This is a genomic window from Streptomyces sp. NPDC048211 (genome assembly GCF_043202315.1).
In the GTDB taxonomy this organism is placed as follows: Bacteria; Actinomycetota; Actinomycetes; order Streptomycetales; family Streptomycetaceae; genus Streptomyces.
This window is the reverse complement of sequence record NZ_JBIDAD010000012.1, coordinates 196,222-212,173: the sequence shown is the minus strand read 5'-3', so window position 1 is coordinate 212,173 and position 15,952 is coordinate 196,222. Positions and strand designations below refer to the sequence as shown.

11 protein-coding genes are annotated in these 15,952 nt (G+C 72.1%); 2 read left to right on the top strand and 9 right to left on the bottom strand.

Annotation, left to right across the window (positions count from 1 at the left end):
• From dgoD to ACGFZA_RS34425, 9 genes are all read right to left on the bottom strand, one after another.
• Nucleotides 1-1,146 (bottom strand): galactonate dehydratase, encoded by a 1,146-nt coding sequence (dgoD, locus tag ACGFZA_RS34465; protein WP_385285890.1) that lies wholly within the window; start codon nt 1,144-1,146, stop codon nt 1-3.
• On the bottom strand, nt 1,143-1,886 hold the full coding sequence (locus ACGFZA_RS34460; protein WP_385285888.1) for a FadR/GntR family transcriptional regulator: 744 nt from the start codon (nt 1,884-1,886) through the stop codon (nt 1,143-1,145). Before ACGFZA_RS34460 ends, dgoD begins: the two co-directional genes overlap by 4 nt.
• Before the next feature lie 50 nt (nt 1,887-1,936).
• Nucleotides 1,937-2,695 carry an SDR family NAD(P)-dependent oxidoreductase gene (locus ACGFZA_RS34455; protein ID WP_393684341.1) on the bottom strand — a complete coding sequence of 253 codons (759 nt, stop codon included), beginning with the start codon at nt 2,693-2,695 and terminating at the stop codon, nt 1,937-1,939.
• A 69-nt stretch (nt 2,696-2,764) separates the two neighbouring features.
• Nucleotides 2,765-4,867 carry an alpha-galactosidase gene (locus tag ACGFZA_RS34450; protein ID WP_393684339.1) on the bottom strand — a complete coding sequence of 701 codons (2,103 nt, stop codon included), beginning with the start codon at nt 4,865-4,867 and terminating at the stop codon, nt 2,765-2,767.
• Nucleotides 4,864-5,760 carry a carbohydrate ABC transporter permease gene (locus ACGFZA_RS34445; RefSeq protein ID WP_393684337.1) on the bottom strand — a complete coding sequence of 299 codons (897 nt, stop codon included), beginning with the start codon at nt 5,758-5,760 and terminating at the stop codon, nt 4,864-4,866. Before ACGFZA_RS34445 ends, ACGFZA_RS34450 begins: the two co-directional genes overlap by 4 nt.
• Entirely contained in the window at nt 5,757-6,695 is a 939-nt protein-coding gene (locus tag ACGFZA_RS34440; RefSeq protein WP_385285880.1) for a carbohydrate ABC transporter permease, read from the bottom strand. The genes ACGFZA_RS34445 and ACGFZA_RS34440 overlap by 4 nt, the downstream gene beginning before the upstream one ends.
• Before the next feature lies 1 nt (nt 6,696).
• Entirely contained in the window at nt 6,697-7,986 is a 1,290-nt protein-coding gene (locus ACGFZA_RS34435; RefSeq protein ID WP_385285878.1) for an ABC transporter substrate-binding protein, read from the bottom strand.
• Nucleotides 7,987-8,202: 216 nt separating this feature from the next.
• Nucleotides 8,203-10,314 (bottom strand): glycoside hydrolase family 27 protein, encoded by a 2,112-nt coding sequence (locus tag ACGFZA_RS34430; protein WP_393684334.1) that lies wholly within the window; start codon nt 10,312-10,314, stop codon nt 8,203-8,205.
• 163 nt (nt 10,315-10,477) lie between these two features.
• A complete protein-coding gene (locus tag ACGFZA_RS34425; protein ID WP_393684332.1) occupies nt 10,478-12,601 on the bottom strand; it encodes an alpha-galactosidase in 2,124 nt (707 codons plus the stop codon).
• A 179-nt stretch (nt 12,602-12,780) separates the two neighbouring features.
• Between ACGFZA_RS34425 and ACGFZA_RS34420 the strand changes: the two genes are divergently transcribed.
• Nucleotides 12,781-13,956, top strand: a complete 1,176-nt coding sequence (locus ACGFZA_RS34420; protein ID WP_393684330.1) for an ROK family protein — start codon at nt 12,781-12,783, stop codon at nt 13,954-13,956.
• 128 nt (nt 13,957-14,084) lie between these two features.
• Nucleotides 14,085-15,908, top strand: a complete 1,824-nt coding sequence (locus tag ACGFZA_RS34415; RefSeq protein ID WP_393684328.1) for an alpha-galactosidase D — start codon at nt 14,085-14,087, stop codon at nt 15,906-15,908.
• Nucleotides 15,909-15,952 lie beyond the last annotated feature (44 nt).

The window sequence follows — 15,952 nt, the reverse complement described above, 5'->3', positions numbered from 1 at the left end:
TCACCATTCGGCGAAGGCGCCGTCGTCGTGGCGCCACACCGGGTTGCGCCAGGCGTGTCCGGCGCGGTCGGCCGCGCGTACGGCGCTCTCGTCGACGGTGATGCCGAGCCCCGGCCGGCCGGTCCGCCGGGCATGGCCGCCGTCGAAGCGGAACGGTTCGGTGTCCACGACGTAACTGAGCAGGTCGGCCTCCTTGTTGTAGTGGATGCCCCGGCTCTGTTCCTGGATGAGGAAGTTCGGGGTGGCGAAGGCGATCTGGAGGCTGGCGGCGAGGGCGATGGGGCCGAGCGGGCAGTGCGGGGCGAGTTGCACACCGAACGTCTCGGCGAGCGCGCCGATGCGGTGGACCTCGGAGATGCCCCCGGCGTGCGAGAGGTCGGGCTGGGCGACCGCGATCCCGGCCGTCAGCGCGGGCAGGAAGTCGGCCCGCCCGTAGAGCCGTTCGCCGGTGGCGATGGGGACGGAGGTGGCGCCGGCGAGGGCGGGCAGCAGATGGCCCTGTTCGGGCAGGAGGGGTTCCTCGACGAACAGCGGGTGCAGCGGCTCGATGGCGTGCAGGACCCGGCGGGCCCCGGCGGGCCCGAACCGGCCGTGCATGTCGATGGCCACGTCGCGGCCGGGGCCGAGCACCTCGCGGACGGCGGCGACCCGTTCGACGACGGCGGCGGTCTCGGCGGGGGTCGTGAGCGGTGAGGTGCGGCCGGCCGCGTTCATCTTGACGGCGGTGAAGCCGGCCTCGACCTGGGCGGTGACCTCCTCGGCGAGCCGGGCTGGTTCGTCGCCGCCCACCCAGGCGTAGACCCGCACCCGGTCGCGCACGGGCCCGCCGAGCAGGGCGTGGACCGGGGCGCCGTACGTCTTTCCGGCGATGTCCCACAGGGCCTGGTCGATGCCGGCGACGGCGCTGGAGAGTATCGGGCCGCCCCGGTAGAAGCCGCCCTTGCTGAGCACCTGCCAGTGGTCCTGGATGCGCAGCGGATCCTGGCCGATCAGGTACTCGGCGAGGACGTCCACGGCGGCGCGGACCACTTCGGCCCGTCCCTCCACCACGGGTTCGCCCCATCCGACGACACCCTCGTCGGTCTCGATCCGGCAGAACAGCCAGCGCGGCGGAACGAGAAAGGTCTCGATACGTGTGATCTTCACCGGTCCGCGGTCCCTTCGTCGGTGCCCGGGACGGTGCCGTGCACCCGGTCGAGGTCGCGCACGGCCTGGTCGAGCAGGGCCCGCATGGCGCGTTCGGCGGCGGCCGGGTCCCGGTCGCGGACGGCGTCCAGGACGGCTCGGTGGCTGGGGACGGGGTCCTCGCCGTGCTGGGAGCTGTGCACGATCTCGTCGCGGTGGGCGAGGCCGGACTCGATGACCATCTCCATGCGTTCCAGCAACTCGTTGTGGGTGGCGGCGAGGAGGGCGCGGTGGAAGGCGAGGTCGGCCTCGACCGCGTGGGCCGCGCCGCCCTCCTGTTCGCCCATCGCCGCGATCGCGGCTTCGAGGGTGACCAGGTCCGCCTCGGTGCGGCGTTCGGCCGCGAGCCTGACGGCGGCCGGTTCGATGATGCCGCGGACCTCGCCGAGGTTGCGCAGCAGCGCCAGATCGGTGCCGGAGTCGGTGCCGCCGGCGAACTGCCAGCGCAGGACGTCCGCGTCGAGCAGGTTCCAGTCGGAACGGGCCCTGACGAACGTGCCGCGCTTCTGGCGCGCGTCGACGATCCCCTTGGCCGCGAGGACCTTCAGGGACTCGCGCAGGGCGGTCAGGCTGACGTCAAGCTCGCCCTGGAGCGCCACGAGGTCGAGTGTCGCCCCTTCGGGGATCTCGCCGCTCAGGACCCGGCGCGCGAGAGTCTCCACGGTCTGGCCGTGCACTCCGCGGCGCGCGTATGGCGTCATGTCTGTGTGCCTTTCTGCTGTGCTGTGCAACGGGTGGAGCGGGGCGGCGGTCAGGCCGAGGCCTTGACGACGGACCAGCCGCCGTCCACGAGCAGGCTCGATCCGGTGATGTAGGACGCTTCGTCGGCGGCGAGGAAGGCGATGGCCGCAGCCGCTTCCCCGGGGGTGCCGAACCGGCCCGCGGCGGTCTCGGCGACGCTCTTGCGCCGGTCCTCCTCCCCCACCCGGTCCCAGGCGGCGGTGAGGATGGGCCCGGGCAGCACGGCGTTGACCCGCACCTCGGGCCCGTACTCCACGGCGAGCTGTCCGCACAGGGAGAGCAGCGCGCCCTTGGACGCGGCGTAGGCGGGGTGTCCGGGAATGCCCTTGTGGGCGTGGACCGAGGAGGTCAGCACGACGGCGCCGCGCTGGGAACGCAGATCGGGCAGGACCGCCCGGAAGCCGAGGAAGGCTCCCGTGAGGTTGACCGAGAGCTGGCGCTCCCAGGAGTCCACGGTCATCTCGTGGGCGGGGGTGACGTCGACCGTGTAGGCGTTGCTCACCAGGACGCCGATGGGCCCGAAGGTGTGCGCCGCGTCCACGGTCCGCTGCCAGTCGGCCTCGTCGGAGACGTCGGTGCGCACGAAGCGGGCCCGGCCGCCCCCGGCGCGGATGGACGCGGCGACGCTCTCGCCGAGGTCCTGCGCGACGTCCGCGAGGATGACCGCGGCGCCCTCCGCGGCGAGGCGTTCGGCGGTGGCGGCGCCGATGCCCGAGGCGGCTCCGGTGACGACGGCCACCTTGTCGGCGAAGCGGGGGTGTGCGTTCATGGGGCGGTTCGGCTCCTCGGTGTGGTGCGTGCTGTCGGCGACTCTAGTGACGGTGCGTCGGGCCGGCGGCTACTGCCGGACGAGTTCGACGAGTTCCGCGTCGTACTGTGCGGTCCAGGCGAACGGCAGTCCGTAGTGCAGCAGATGGGCGCCGCTGTGCACGGCCTTCGTCCGCCGGTCGGTGTAGCGGGCCGCCGGATCCAGGCCCCGCAGCCGCAGCCGGGCCGGCCGGCCGGGGACGAGCGGGGCGCCGTCCAGCCTGCCGGTGTTCCAGGCGGTGACGGCGATCCGGGCGCCGCCCTCCTCCTCGTACTGGACTCCGCAGCTCGCGTCGGAGGGGCTGCCCAGCAGCCGGACCTCGCCGTGGTGGAGGAGGTCGCGGATCTCCTTGTAGCGGCTCACCCAGCCGGCGGCCTCGGCCCGCTGTGCGGCGGACCAGGTGCGGATGTCGGCGCCGATGCCCAGGACCCCGGACATCGCGGTGACGAAGCGGAAGGCCAGGGAGCGGGGGCGCGGGTCGAAGACGCCGGGCGCGTCGGTGACCCAGGAGCTCATGGTGTGCGGGGCGTGCGCGTGGAGGTAGCCGTACTGGATGGCGAGGCGGTCCAGCGGGGCGGTGTTGTCGCTGGGCCACACGACGTCGGTGCGGGCGAGGGTGGCGTGTTCGACGCGCCCGCCGCCGCCGGCGCAGCCCTCGACGGTGACGTGCGGGTGGTGGGCGCGCAGGTGGTCCAGGACCCGCAGGTATCCGGCGACGTGGTCGGCGTCCAGGTCCTGTTCGCCGGCGGGGCCGTCGCCGGGCCGGCCCCGTTCGGTGGGCGGGCGGTTCATGTCCCACTTGAGGTAGCTGACGGCGTGGTCGCCGAGGAGCCGGTCGAGGGTGGCGATGACGAAGTCCTGTACGTCCTCGCGGCCGAGGTCGAGGAGCAGCTGCTCGCGCACCAGCGTGGCGGGGCGGCCGTCGATCCGGTAGACCCACTCGGGGTGTTCGGCGTAGAGCCGGGACGCCGGGCTGACCGACTCGGGTTCGACCCAGAGTCCGAAGTCCATGCCGGTGGCGCGGACCTCCTCGATGAAGCGGTCGAAGCCGTCGGGGAAGTTCGCCGGGTCGGGGTACCAGTCGCCGAGGCCGCCCTTCTCGTCGTGCCGTCCGGTGAACCAGCCGTCGTCGACGACGAAGAGCTCGGCGCCCATGTCCGCGGCGATCCGGGCGAGTTCGAGCTGGGCGGGGGCATCGACGTCGAAGCCGGTCGCCTCCCAGGAGTTGTAGAGGACCTTGCGGGTACGGTCCATCCGCCCGCCGCTGAGCAGGCGCTCGTAGCGGTGCCAGACGCGGGCCAGGCCTTCGAGGCCCTCGGGGCTGAACGCGCAGGCCAGCCGGGGGGTGATGAGGGTGGCCCCGGGAGCGAGCCGGACGGCGCCCTCGTGGGGCACCCGTCCGGCCGCGATCCGTACCGCGCCGCCGGGTTCGGCGTCGGCGGTCAGGTGCCAGTTGCCGGACCACTCCAGTGCGACGCCGTACGTCGGGGTGCCGGCCCCGTCCGGCGACGCGGCGTCCTGGACGGCGAGCCAGGGCGCGTACGCGTGGCCGGGGACGCCCTGGGTGGAGGCCATCTCGAAGCGGCCGCGGGTGAGGTCGAGCTGTGTGCGGGTGAACTCCTGGGACCACTGTCCGGTCAGGTAGGTGAGCCGGGCGCCGTCGGTGACGGGGACGGCGACGGCCGCGGAGTCGATCCGTTCCAGCCGCAGTCCGTCCTCGCCGGTGCAGGTCAGTTCGGTCCAGCGCAGGATCACGTCGGTGCCGGGCACGGTCTCGTAGCAGAGGACCGCGCGCAGTCCCTGTACCTCGTCGGTGAAGGTGAGGCGCAGCGCCCGGTCGCCGTCGGCGGTGGCGGAGTCGAAGGTCCACCAGGTGCCGCGGTCCTGTCCGTCGCGGCGGGCGACGAGTTCCGCGCCGCTGAAGGGGCGCATCCCGTACGGGAGGTATTCGGCGGGGGCGGCGTCGGCGCGGGTGAGGAAGTGGGTGCGGTGCGGGTGCTCGAAGGGCGACTCGCCCGTCTCGGCTCCGTGCGGGCCCCAGGCCGTGAGCTCGGCCCAGCGGCCTTCGCCGGCGATCCGTACCGCGTAGGTGGTGTTCTCGGTGCGCAGCAGCCACCGGTCGTGCGGGGTCACTTCACTGCTCCCAGATTGAGTCCGGCCACGAAGTGGCGCTGGAATTTGAGGAAGACGATGACGGTCGGGGCCGCGGCGATCACGGAACCGGCCGCGATGACGTTCCACATGGAGACGTACTGGCCCTGGAGGCCGATGAGCGACGCGGTGATGGGCATCCGGGTGTCGGTGCGCAGCACGGTGATGGCCCACAGCAGGTCGTTGAAGATCCAGGTGAACGACAGGGCGCTGAGCGCGGCCATGGCGGGCTTGGCGAGCGGCAGGATGATCCGGGTGTAGATCTGCCAGGGTCCGGCGCCGTCGATGACCGCGGCCTGCTGGATCTCCGGCGGGATGGACCGCATGAAGCCGTGCAGCACGAAGACGTAGAAGCCGATACCGAAGCCGACCTGGACCCCGATGAGGGCGTACAGCGAGTCGTACAGGCCCAGCAGTTCGGTGAGTTTGGAGACCGGGACCAGCAGGATCTGCGGGGGCAGCAGGTTGCCGCCGAGCATCAGGAGCAGGAGGGTGCGGCGCAGCGGTACGTCGTAGCGGCTGAGCGCGAAGGCGGCCGTCGAGGCGAGCAGCAGCGACAGCAGGACCGAGGGCACGGTGACCAGCAGGCTGTTGATCAGCGCGCGCTGCTGGCCGCCGTCGACCCAGGCCTGGCGGAAGCCGTCCAGGGTGAAGGAGTGCGGCAGGCTGCCGACTCCGTGGGCGGCGACGTCGTCGAAGGACCGCACGCTGGTGACCAGGACCACCACGATGGGCAGCAGCCACAGGGCGGAGAGCAGTCCGGCGCTGAGGTGGAAGCCTGCGGTGCCCCAGATCCGGCGGCGTGCGCCGCGCGGCGCGGCCGGTCCGGTGTGCTGCGGGTCCGTGCGCGGGCTCGGGGCGTGGGTGGCGGTCATGCGTCGGCCTCCCGGAAGGCGCGGACGAGGTAGGACGCGATCACACCGAAGGCGAGGAGGAAGATCACGACGGCGAGGGCGGAGCCGTAGCCCAGTCGCAGGGACTGGAAGGCGGTGGAGTACATGTAGGTGCTGAGCAGTTCGGAGGAGTGGTACGGGCCGCCGCGGGTGAGCGCCCACACGACGTCGAAGGAGCGCAGCGAGTCGATGACGATCACCGAGAGGACGACGGCGTTGACGCTGCTGAGCTGCGGCAGGGTGATGTGGCGGAACTGCTGCCACCGGGTGGCGCCGTCGACCTTCGCCGCCTCGTAGAGCACCGGGTCGATGCCCTTGAGACCGGCCAGGTAGAGCACCATGACGTAGCCGATCTGGCGCCACAGCGCGGGCACGATCACGGCGTACAGGGCGGTGTCCTGGTCGGCGAGCCAGGCGTGCGTGAGACCGGAGAGCCCGACGGCGTCGAGGGTCTTGTTGATCAGCCCGTCGGGCTGGTACATCGCCTGCCAGACCAGCGCGGTGGCGACGAGCGAGAAGACGACGGGCAGGAAGAGCGCCGCCCGGTAGAAGCCCACACCCCGGCGTTCCTGCTGGAGCAGGAGCGCCGCACCGAGGCCGAGGGCGGCGGACAGGCCGCCGAAGAGCAGCAGCCAGATGACGGTGTCCAGGGCGGCGGTCCGGAACACGGCGTCGCCGAACATCTCGCGGAAGTTGGCCAGTCCGATGAACTCCGGGGCGGAGACCCCGTCCCACTTGGTGAAGGAGAGGTAGAAGCCCTGGAGCGCCGGCCAGAACACCCAGAAGGCCTCGGCGAGCAGGGGCACCAGCACGAAGGCGAGGACGACGGGCGGGACCCGGGTCGCCCGCTTGCGGGCCGGGGGGCGGCCCGTGGTGTGCTTCCGGGTCTCCTTCCGGGGTGCGGTGAGTACCGCCATGTCACTGGCTCCAGATCTTCTGCGCGTCCCGCTGCCACGTGGTGAGGATCGAACCGATCTCCTTGGGCTTGGCCAGGAAGCGGGTGAGTGCGGTGTCGGCGGTGGGGGCGAGGGCGTCGCTGGAGTCGCGGTTGAAGAACTGCGTGATGTCCGCGGCGCCCTCGATCAGCTTGCGGCCCTTGGCGACCAGCGGGGTTCCGCTGTCCTTCGCGTCCGGGTGGGTGGGCAGGGAGGTGCCGGAGGAGCCCTTGAGGTAGATCTCCTGTGCCTCGGCCGTGGCGAGGTAGCGCAGCAGTTCCTTGGTCTCGTCCTTGCGGCCGGTCCGGGCGCTGGCGAAGTAGCCGTCGGTCGGGGCCTCTTCGGCGATCGGGATCTTCGGGTCGATGACGGGGAACCGGAAGAAGTCGATGTCGCCGAGCTGCTCCTTGGGCGTGGCGTCGGCGAAGAACGTGCCGATGAGCATCATGCCGGTGCGGCCCTGGAGCAGTGCGGTGGTCGCGTCCTGGAAGGGCAGCGCGGTGGAGTTGGGGTCGAAGAAGGGCAGCGCCTCGCTCCACCGGTCGAACACCTTGCGGACCTCGGGGTCGTCGAAGCGGTGCTTCCCGGCCAGCAGGTCGCGGTGGTAGGCGGCCCCGTTGATACGGATGTTGAGGTAGTCGAACCAGGAGGAGGCCACCCAGGGGGTGTTGCCGCCGGCACCGAGGCCGATCGGGGCGACGCCCTTGCTCTTGAGCTTGTCGCACAGGTCGAGGAACTCGTCCCAGGTCTTGGGTTCCTTGACGCCCCACTTGGCGAAGTGCGACTTGCGGTAGAAGACGCCCCACCAGTAGTAGGTGGTCGGGACGAAGACCTTCTTGCCCGCGGAGTCGGTGCAGAGCTTCTTCAGCGCGTCCGAGTAGCCGGCGAGTTCGGGCTTCTGCCAGATGTCGCTGACGTCTAGCAGCAGGTCCTTCTTGGCGTACGACTCCGCGACGGATCCCGGGTACCAGGTGTAGAGGTCCGGCGGGTTCGCCGAGGTGAGGTAGGTCGGCAGCTGCGTACGGAAGGTCTCCGACGCGACGGTGTTGAGCGAGCCCTTCGCACCGCCGCGCTTGTTGAAGGCGTCGACGACCTCCTGCATCGCCGACTTGGCCTGCGGGGCGGAGAGGTTGGACTGCAGGGTGACCGCACCCCCCGAGCTCCCCTTCCCACCGCTCGACGACGAGGCGACGCAGCCGCTTGCCAGCGCGGTGGCGCCGACGGCTGCGGCACCGGCGAGGAACGTACGGCGGCTCTGTGCTGTGGTGATCATGGGACTCCCTATGCGCCCACGGAACGGGGCCCGGCCCCTGAACGCCGGGCCCTCGTTCGGCTGATACAGACTGACGGTGCGAGTGAGCCATCGTCAAGATTAATTAGTAATTTATTTTTACTTAGAGGTGGATCGCCCCGCTCGGAGGCTTCCCGCGCCCCGCTCGGGGCCTCCCCCGCGGTCGGCCCGGGGTCTCCCCCGAGATCTCCCCCGCGGTCAGAGAGCGCCCTGGCGAATGAGCCCCGCGACCCCGCGGAAGGCCGTCAGCACCGTGTCGCCGGGCCCCGCCACGGCGGCGATCTCACCGTCGAAGGAGCCGCTGGGGAAGCTCTTCTCCTGGGACCAGTCGCCCCAGCCGCCGTCGGCCGTGCCGCTGCGCTGCCAGAGCGTGTAGTCACCGGCGCGGGCGTAGAGCCGCACCTGCCCGCCGACGGAGACGAGGGTGGGGCTGCCGCTCACGGTGCCGCCCAGCGAGGACCAGGCGGACCAGCCACCGGCCGCCTCCCGCACCCGGACGCGCACCGAGTCGTCGTCGGCGCGCACCGCCAGATGCGTACGCCCGGCCGCGTCCGTGACCGCCGAGGGCCGTCCGTACAGCGCCGCGCCCTGCGGTCCCTCGAACGCGGTCCAGCCGGCCGTCGCCCCGCGGGTGTGGATCCGCCCGTCCGTCCCCCTGGCGTAGAGGGTCCAGCGGCCCGAGCCGTCGTACGCGGCGGCCGGGGTGTCGGCGAGGGAGCCGCCGAGCTTCTGCCAGCCGCCCCAGCGGCCGCCCGCGTACGAGATCAGGTAGGCCGCGTCATCGGTGCCCCGGGCGAAGACGTCGATCCGCCCGCGCCCCGTCGCGTACGCGGCGGGCGCGCCCACGATCCCGCCGCGCGTCGGCCCGCCGAGACCGGTCGTCCGCGGGCTCCGGTTCCCCTCACGCATCTGGCTCTGCCGCAGCGATCCGTCCGCGCCCCGGGTGAACACACTCAGCCGGTCACCGTCGCGCACCAGCGCGGGGCTCGCGTCGGACCGGGCACCCAGCGAGGTGCCCGGCGCCTCGTCCCGGCCGCTGAGCCCCAGGAACGCGGTGCCGTGCGCGGGCACCTGGACGGTGTACGAACCCGCGTGCGCGCCGCGGCTCTTCCCGGCCCGCAGGTCCCGCACCCCGACCGGGCCCGCCAGTCCGGCGTCGGCGAAGCGCACGGTGCGCTCGGCCGGCCGGTCGGAGCGGTTGAGGAGCACCACCGCCCGTTTGCCGGAGCCGCTCAGCACCTTGCTGTAGACGTCGCCGGTGGCGTCGGAGGCGACGCGTACACCCTGGACGGCCAGGGGGTCCTGGTCGACCGCGATGATCTCCGGGTTCCGCAGGGTGTCGATCATCTCCTGCGGCAGGGTGCGCGGGTCCGAGCCGATGACCAGCGGGGAGCCCATCTCGGCCCACATCACCAGCTGGGTGGTGGACTCCTCCGCGGTCAGTTCGTACGAACCGTCCGTCAGCTTGCGCATGGGGATGAGGTAGTCCGGGTCGTTGTAGCGCCCCGGCCCCTGCGCCTCCGGGTGCTGGGCGTTGGCGTCCATGCTGCGCAGGATGTTCGGCCACTGGCCCGCGGTCGGGGTGCCCCACGCGATATCGGTTCCGGTGCGCCAGGAGTCACCGGTCGTCGGCCCGTAGACGTAGGCGTTGTGGGCATCCTGCGCGGGGGTGTGCGGCAGCCCCCAGTCGTCGGTCAGCGGGTTGCAGAGGTTGAGCAGCATGCGTCGGCCGGACTTGGCGACCGCGTCGCTGAACTCCTTGAACGCGGGGCCCGGATCGGCCTTCTCGGTGATCCCGCAGAGGAAGTCGACCTTGATCGCGTCGACCTTCCAGCCGGCGAACTGCTCGGCGTCCTCGCGGTAGTGGCCACGGCTGCCCAGACCGCAGGTCTTGCCGCCGTCGTAGGTTCCCGCGTCGGTGTAGATCCCGGCGCGCAGCCCGTGCCGGTGCAGATAGTCCACCAGCGCGGGAATGCCGGAGGGGAAGCGGCCCGGGTGCGCGACCAGCCGCCCCTGAGCGTCCCGCGGCGCGTCGGCCTGCCAGCCGCCGTCCAGCCAGACGATGTCGTAACCGCTGTCCTTGAGGCCGCTGCTGACCAGATGGTCGGCGACCGACTTCACCTGGTCCTCGGTCGGAGCACCCAGACCGTAGTAGGTGTTCCAGCCCATGTACGGGGTCGGCGCGAGGCCGCTGTCGTAGTACGGCGGAGTGCCCTCGGCGGGCCGCTGGGCCGCGTGTGCGGCCGGCGACGACACGGCCACCAGGACGGCCGCACCCACGGCGGCGGCCGCGCGCCGGGCAGACGTCATCCGTGAACCTTGCGAAATCAACTGATTCTCCCAGGAGTTGGGGATGTCAGGCGCCCGGCCTCCGGAACTCACGGGGCGGCGCCACGCACAGGACTGTGACGGCCCACCCGGTCTCGCGTCAAGATTAATTACTAATTAAGTGAAAGTTGCTGGTCCCTCGCCGTCAGGGCAGCCGGACCAGGTGCACGGCCGTGCTCGCCCAGTCCCCGCGCGGCAGTTCGGGCCGGATGCCGTACCCGCGGAGCACCGCGGCGGAGTGCACGGCGCCGGTGCGGGTGTCGCGGTAGCGGGCGGCGGGGTCCAGGCCCGCCGGGTGCAGCACGGGGGCGGGGCCGCCCGGCCGGGAGGTCCGCCGCCAGACGAGCAGCAGGGCCTCGCCGCGGTCGGCGGCGGTGTACTGCACGGCGGCCGGACCCTCGCCGTCCGGGGCGCGCAGCCGGTGGAGCTCACCGTGCTGGACGAGGTGGCGGACGCGTTTGTACTCGGCCACCAGGGCGGCGCCCTCGGCCAGTTCGTCCTCGGACCAGCGGGACAGGTCGCCGCCGATGCCGAGCACCCCGGCCATCGCCACGTGGAACCGGAAGCGCAGCGGCACCGAGCGGCCGGTGAACTCGTTCGGCACGTCGGTCACCCACGCGGCCATGGTGCGCGCCGGGTAGAGCTGGCCGTACCCGTGCTGGATGTCGACGCGGTCGGCGGCGTCGGTGTTGTCCGAGGGCCAGGCCTGGTCGGCGCGCGCGAGGATGCCGAGGTCCACCCGGCCGCCACCGCCGCCGCACGCCTCGATCCGCAGCCCGGGATGGTCGGCGCGGAGCCGGTCGATGATGCCGTAGAGGTGATGGACGTACGTCGTCCACACCGCGTCGGCCCCCTGGGCCCGCTCCGGCCAGCCGGCGTCGCTGAACGCGCGGTTCATGTCCCACTTCAGGAAGTCGATTCCGTGTTCCCCGACCAGCCGGGTCAGCCAGCCGTACGCCCAGTCGGCCACGTCCCGGCGGGCGAGGTTCAGCACGAGCTGGCTGCGCAGCTCGGTGCGTTCGCGGTCCGGGACGTGCAGCACCCAGTCCGGACGGGCGCGGTAGAGGTCGCTGTCCGGGCTCACGGCCTCCGGCTCCACCCAGAGTCCGAACCGCATGCCGAGCCGGTGCACCTCCTCGACGAGCGGCTTCAGTCCGCCCGGGAAGCGGCCTGGCGCGGGCGCCCAGTCGCCGAGCCCGGCCCGTTCGCTGCGGCGTGCCCCGAACCAGCCGTCGTCCATCACGAAGAGCTCGACACCGAGCGCCGCGGCCCGCGCGGCCAGGGCGGTCTGGCCCGCCTCGTCGACGTCGAAGCCGGTGGCCTCCCAGGAGTTGTAGAGCACGGGCCGGGTCTCCTCGGCGTGCGGCAGCACATGGGCGAGCGTGTACGCGTGCCAGGCCCGGCTCGCCGCGCCGAACCCGCCGTCGCTGCTGAGCCCGGCGAAGACCGGGGTGGTGTATTCGGCACCGGGCCCCAGGGGAAGGGCCGGGCCCTCGTGCCCTGCGCCGCCCGTGAGACCCGCACGCCCGTCGGGGGTGCGCTGCACGGTGACGCGCCAGCTGCCGCTCCAGGCCAGGGCCGCGCTCCACACCCGGCCGTGCTCCTCGGTGGCGTCGCCCGCGTCCAGCATCACCCAGGGGTTGGCGTGGTGACTGGTGACCCCCCGCCGGCTGGTCAGCACGGTCTCGCCGTACGGCAGCGGCTCGCGGCGCAGCCGGGTCTCGGCGGACCACTGGCCGGTGACGTGGCTGAGCCGGTAGTCCTCCCGGGCCGGCAGGGTCCAGGCGGCGGAGTCGGCGCGCTGGAGCGCGACGGGCTCCTCGCCGTCGTTGCGCAGGACGCTCCAGCGCTCGATGACGTCGGTGTCCCCGTGGACGCGGTAGTGCAGGTCCACCCGCAGGGGGTGCACCCGGTCACGGAACTCCAGTACCAGTTCGGCCGCGCCCGGGGCCGGTTCGTGCACGCGGTGGCCGATGGGCTTCCACGAGAAGGCGCGGGTGCCGTCGGCGAAGCGCACCTGGAGCGAAGGCGGGCCGTACCGGGGACCGCTGTCCACCGGCAGTTCCTCACCGACGGGCGGCAGCCCCTCGAAGCTGCTGACCGGCGACCCCTGGTCGATGACGAGTTCCGCGGCCTGCCGGGGGGTCAGCGCGGGGCCCCACCCCAGGTGACAGGGTGCGCCCGTCGCGTCGATCCGGAGCGCGTAGGAGGTGTGCGGGGTGGAGAGCAGCCAGACCCCGGAGTCGGGAGCGAAGGTGATCACAGGCATGGATCCTCACGTTCGGGTGGGCCCGTCGAAAGCAGCCCGAAGCCAACTCCGCCTTCGATCATGTGTCAATCCCGCATGCACCTTTGGGATTTGAAACCACAAGCCGGTCTCAGTTGAGATTTCACAAGAGCATGCTTCTTTTATTGACAGCGGAAAAGAAGACGCCCTACGTTTCGGCCATGCCCTCGCTCCCCGGCACCGAGGCCGTCCCGGTCCCGACCCCCGCCGCCTCCCCGGTCTTCACCACCACGCTTTCCCACGGCCCGCTGACCCGGGCCGAGATCGGCCGCCGGACCGGTCTTTCACCGGCGGCGGTCACCAAGGCGGTCCGGCCGCTGATGGCGGCGGGCTATCTCGTCGAAGGCGCGGACGAACAGGCCCCGCCCTCGCTCGGCCGGCCCGCCACCCTCGTACGGGTCGACGGCGGCCGGGCCCTGTTCATCGGGATCAAGGTCACCGGGGACGAGATCATCGCGGTGCTCACCGACCTGTGCTGTCGCGTCCGGGTGGCCCGGCACGCCCCGGTCACCGCCCGTGACCCCGCCTCGGTGCTCGCCTCAGCCGGCGCCCTGGTGCAGGAACTCCTCACGGAGGCTGAGGGGTTCGGGGTCCCGGTGTACGGCATCGGCCTCGCGGTGTCCGGGGACGTGGACCGCCCGGCCGGCGTGGTGCGCTACTCGCCGTTCCTCGACTGGCACGACGTGCCGCTGGCCGCACTGGCGCAGGCCGCCACGGGCCTGCCGGTGACGGTCGACAACGACGTCCGGGCACTGACGGTGGCGGAGCAGTGGTTCGGGGCCGGGGTCGGCGTGGCGGACTTCGCGCTGGTGACCGTCGGCGCGGGCATCGGCTGCGGCCTCGTGGTGCACGGAAGGGTGGTCTCCGGGGCGTTCGGAGTGGCCGGGGAGATCGGGCACCTGTCCATCGACCCGCAGGGGCCGCCCTGCCACTGCGGCAACACCGGGTGCGTGGAGGCCATCGCAGGTGACGCCGCGATCGTCCGCCGGGTGGCGGAGGTGACCGGGCTGCCGGTCACCGACGCAGCCGAGGCGCTGCGGCTGGCACACGGGGGCGACCCCGGGGCCCGGGAGGTGTACGCGCGGGCGGGCGAGGCGATCGGCCGCGCCATCGGGGCCGTCGTCAACGTCCTGGGACCCCGGCGGCTGATCATCTCAGGCGAGGGGCTGGCGGGCTACGACCTGTTCGCCGAACAGATCCGCGACGCCTTCGCCAGGACCGCCTTCGGCGCCGCCGCCCGGTGCGACGTGATGACCCGCCCGCTCCCCTTCCAGGTGTGGGCGCGCGGAGCCGCGGCCACCGCGATCCAGTCCTTCATCGGTACCCCACACGTATGAGAAGCGGTGGATGACGATGCGGAACCGCATCGGCCCGGGCGCGTGAAGAACGGCCCGGCCCACCCGGAACAGCGCACCACCGCCGAAATCACCTTCCCTTCCGTCCGGAAAGCACGAGGTCATCTTCCATGCGGTCACTCACCCGCCCCGCCGTCAGAACCCTGCGCTCCGCGCTGGTGCTCGCCGTCACGGCCGGCCTCGCGGTCGCCGTCCCCACGGCGCAGGCGGCTCCCGCCCCCGCGGACACCACCACCGCGGGCGCCTCCGCCTCACCCGCGCCGGTTGCGGAGAAGCCGTACATGGGGTGGAGCAGCTGGAGCCTGCAGACCACCTCGTACCCCGGGGTGAATCCGGCCGGCGCCTACAGCTATCTGACCGAGGCCAACGTCAGCAAGCAGACCGACGCGCTCGCCTCCAAGCTCAAGAAGTTCGGCTACGAGTACATCAACATCGACGCCGGCTGGTGGCGGGGCTGGGACTGGACGCCGGAGTTCGACGGGTACGGGCGCCAGCAGGCGGACAAGGAGCGCTTCCCGAGCGGCATGAAGGCCGTCGCCGACCGCATCCACGGCAAGGGGCTCAAGGCCGGGATCTACCTTCCGGTGGGTCTGGAGAAGGAAGGGTACGGCGGGGGCCTGCTGCCGGTCTGGAACACGGACGACTGCACGACCGGCGACATCGTCTACAGCGATCTGCGGACGACCAACGGCTGGGACAGCTCGTACAAGCTCGACTTCTCCAGGCCCTGCGCCCAGAAGTACATCGACTCGCAGGCGCAGCTCATCGCCGACTGGGGTTACGACTTCCTCAAGCTGGACGGGGTGGGCCCCGGGTCGTTCAAGAGCGGCGACAACTACGACAACCGCGCGGACGTGGCCGCCTGGCAGAAGGCCATCAGGTCCACCGGCCGGCCCGTCCACCTGGAGGTCTCCTGGTCGCTGGACATCGACTACGCCAAGGACTGGAAGGCGACGTCCGACGGGTGGCGCGTCGACACGGATGTCGAGTGCTACTGCGACACGCTGGTGTCGTGGGAGGACTCGGTCGAGGACCGCTGGCGCGACACCCCCGGATGGACGCGGTACGCGGGCCCCGGCGGCTGGAACGACCTCGACGCGATCAACGTGGGCAGCGCCGCGATGAGCGGTCTGACCAAGGCCGAGCGGCAGAGTTACATGACGCTGTGGGCGGTGGCCAAGTCCCCGCTGTTCAGCGGGGACGACCTCACGAAGATCGACGACTACGGCCTGTCGCTGATGACCAACCGCGAGGTCCTGAAGATCAACCAGCAGCCGGGCAGGCCCGCCGAGCCCGTCACACCGGCCGGCGACGAACAGGTCTGGGCCTCGCGGAATCCCGACGGCAGCTACACCGTCGCCCTGTTCAACCAGGGTGACTCACCCGCCCCGGTGACCGCCGCATGGGCGTCCCTCGGCTTCACCGGCGCGGCGACCGTGCGCGACGTGTGGAACGACGAGGACCTCGGGCGCCACAAGGACTCCCTCACCGAGGCACTCCCCGCCCACGGCTCGCGGCTTCTCACCGTCACCCCGAAGGGGCCCGAGCTCAGGACGACCGCGTACGAGGCGGAGTCCCCGGCCAACGTGCTCACGGGCACCGCGTCCGTCGGTGACTGCGCGGAGTGCTCGGGGGCGGAGAAGGTCGGCGGCCTGTACACCGGCGCCTCGCTCCGGTTCACGGACGTCGTGGCCGCGAAGGCCGGCCGCTACCTGATCCGGGTCGACTACACCACGCGCGATCCGCGGTCGGTCGGCATCTCGGCCAACGGCAAGGCACCCGTGGCGACGGCCTTCCCGTCGAGCGGCGGCTGGGGCGCGGTCGAGTCGGTCAGTGTGCCGGTCACGCTGAAGGCGGGCCGCAACACCCTCACCTTCGACAGCGGTACGGGCTACTCGCCCGACATCGACCGGATCGAGGTCCCGCGCGGCTGAGACCGCCCGGCCCACGCCGTTCCGCGGCCGAGACCGCACCACCC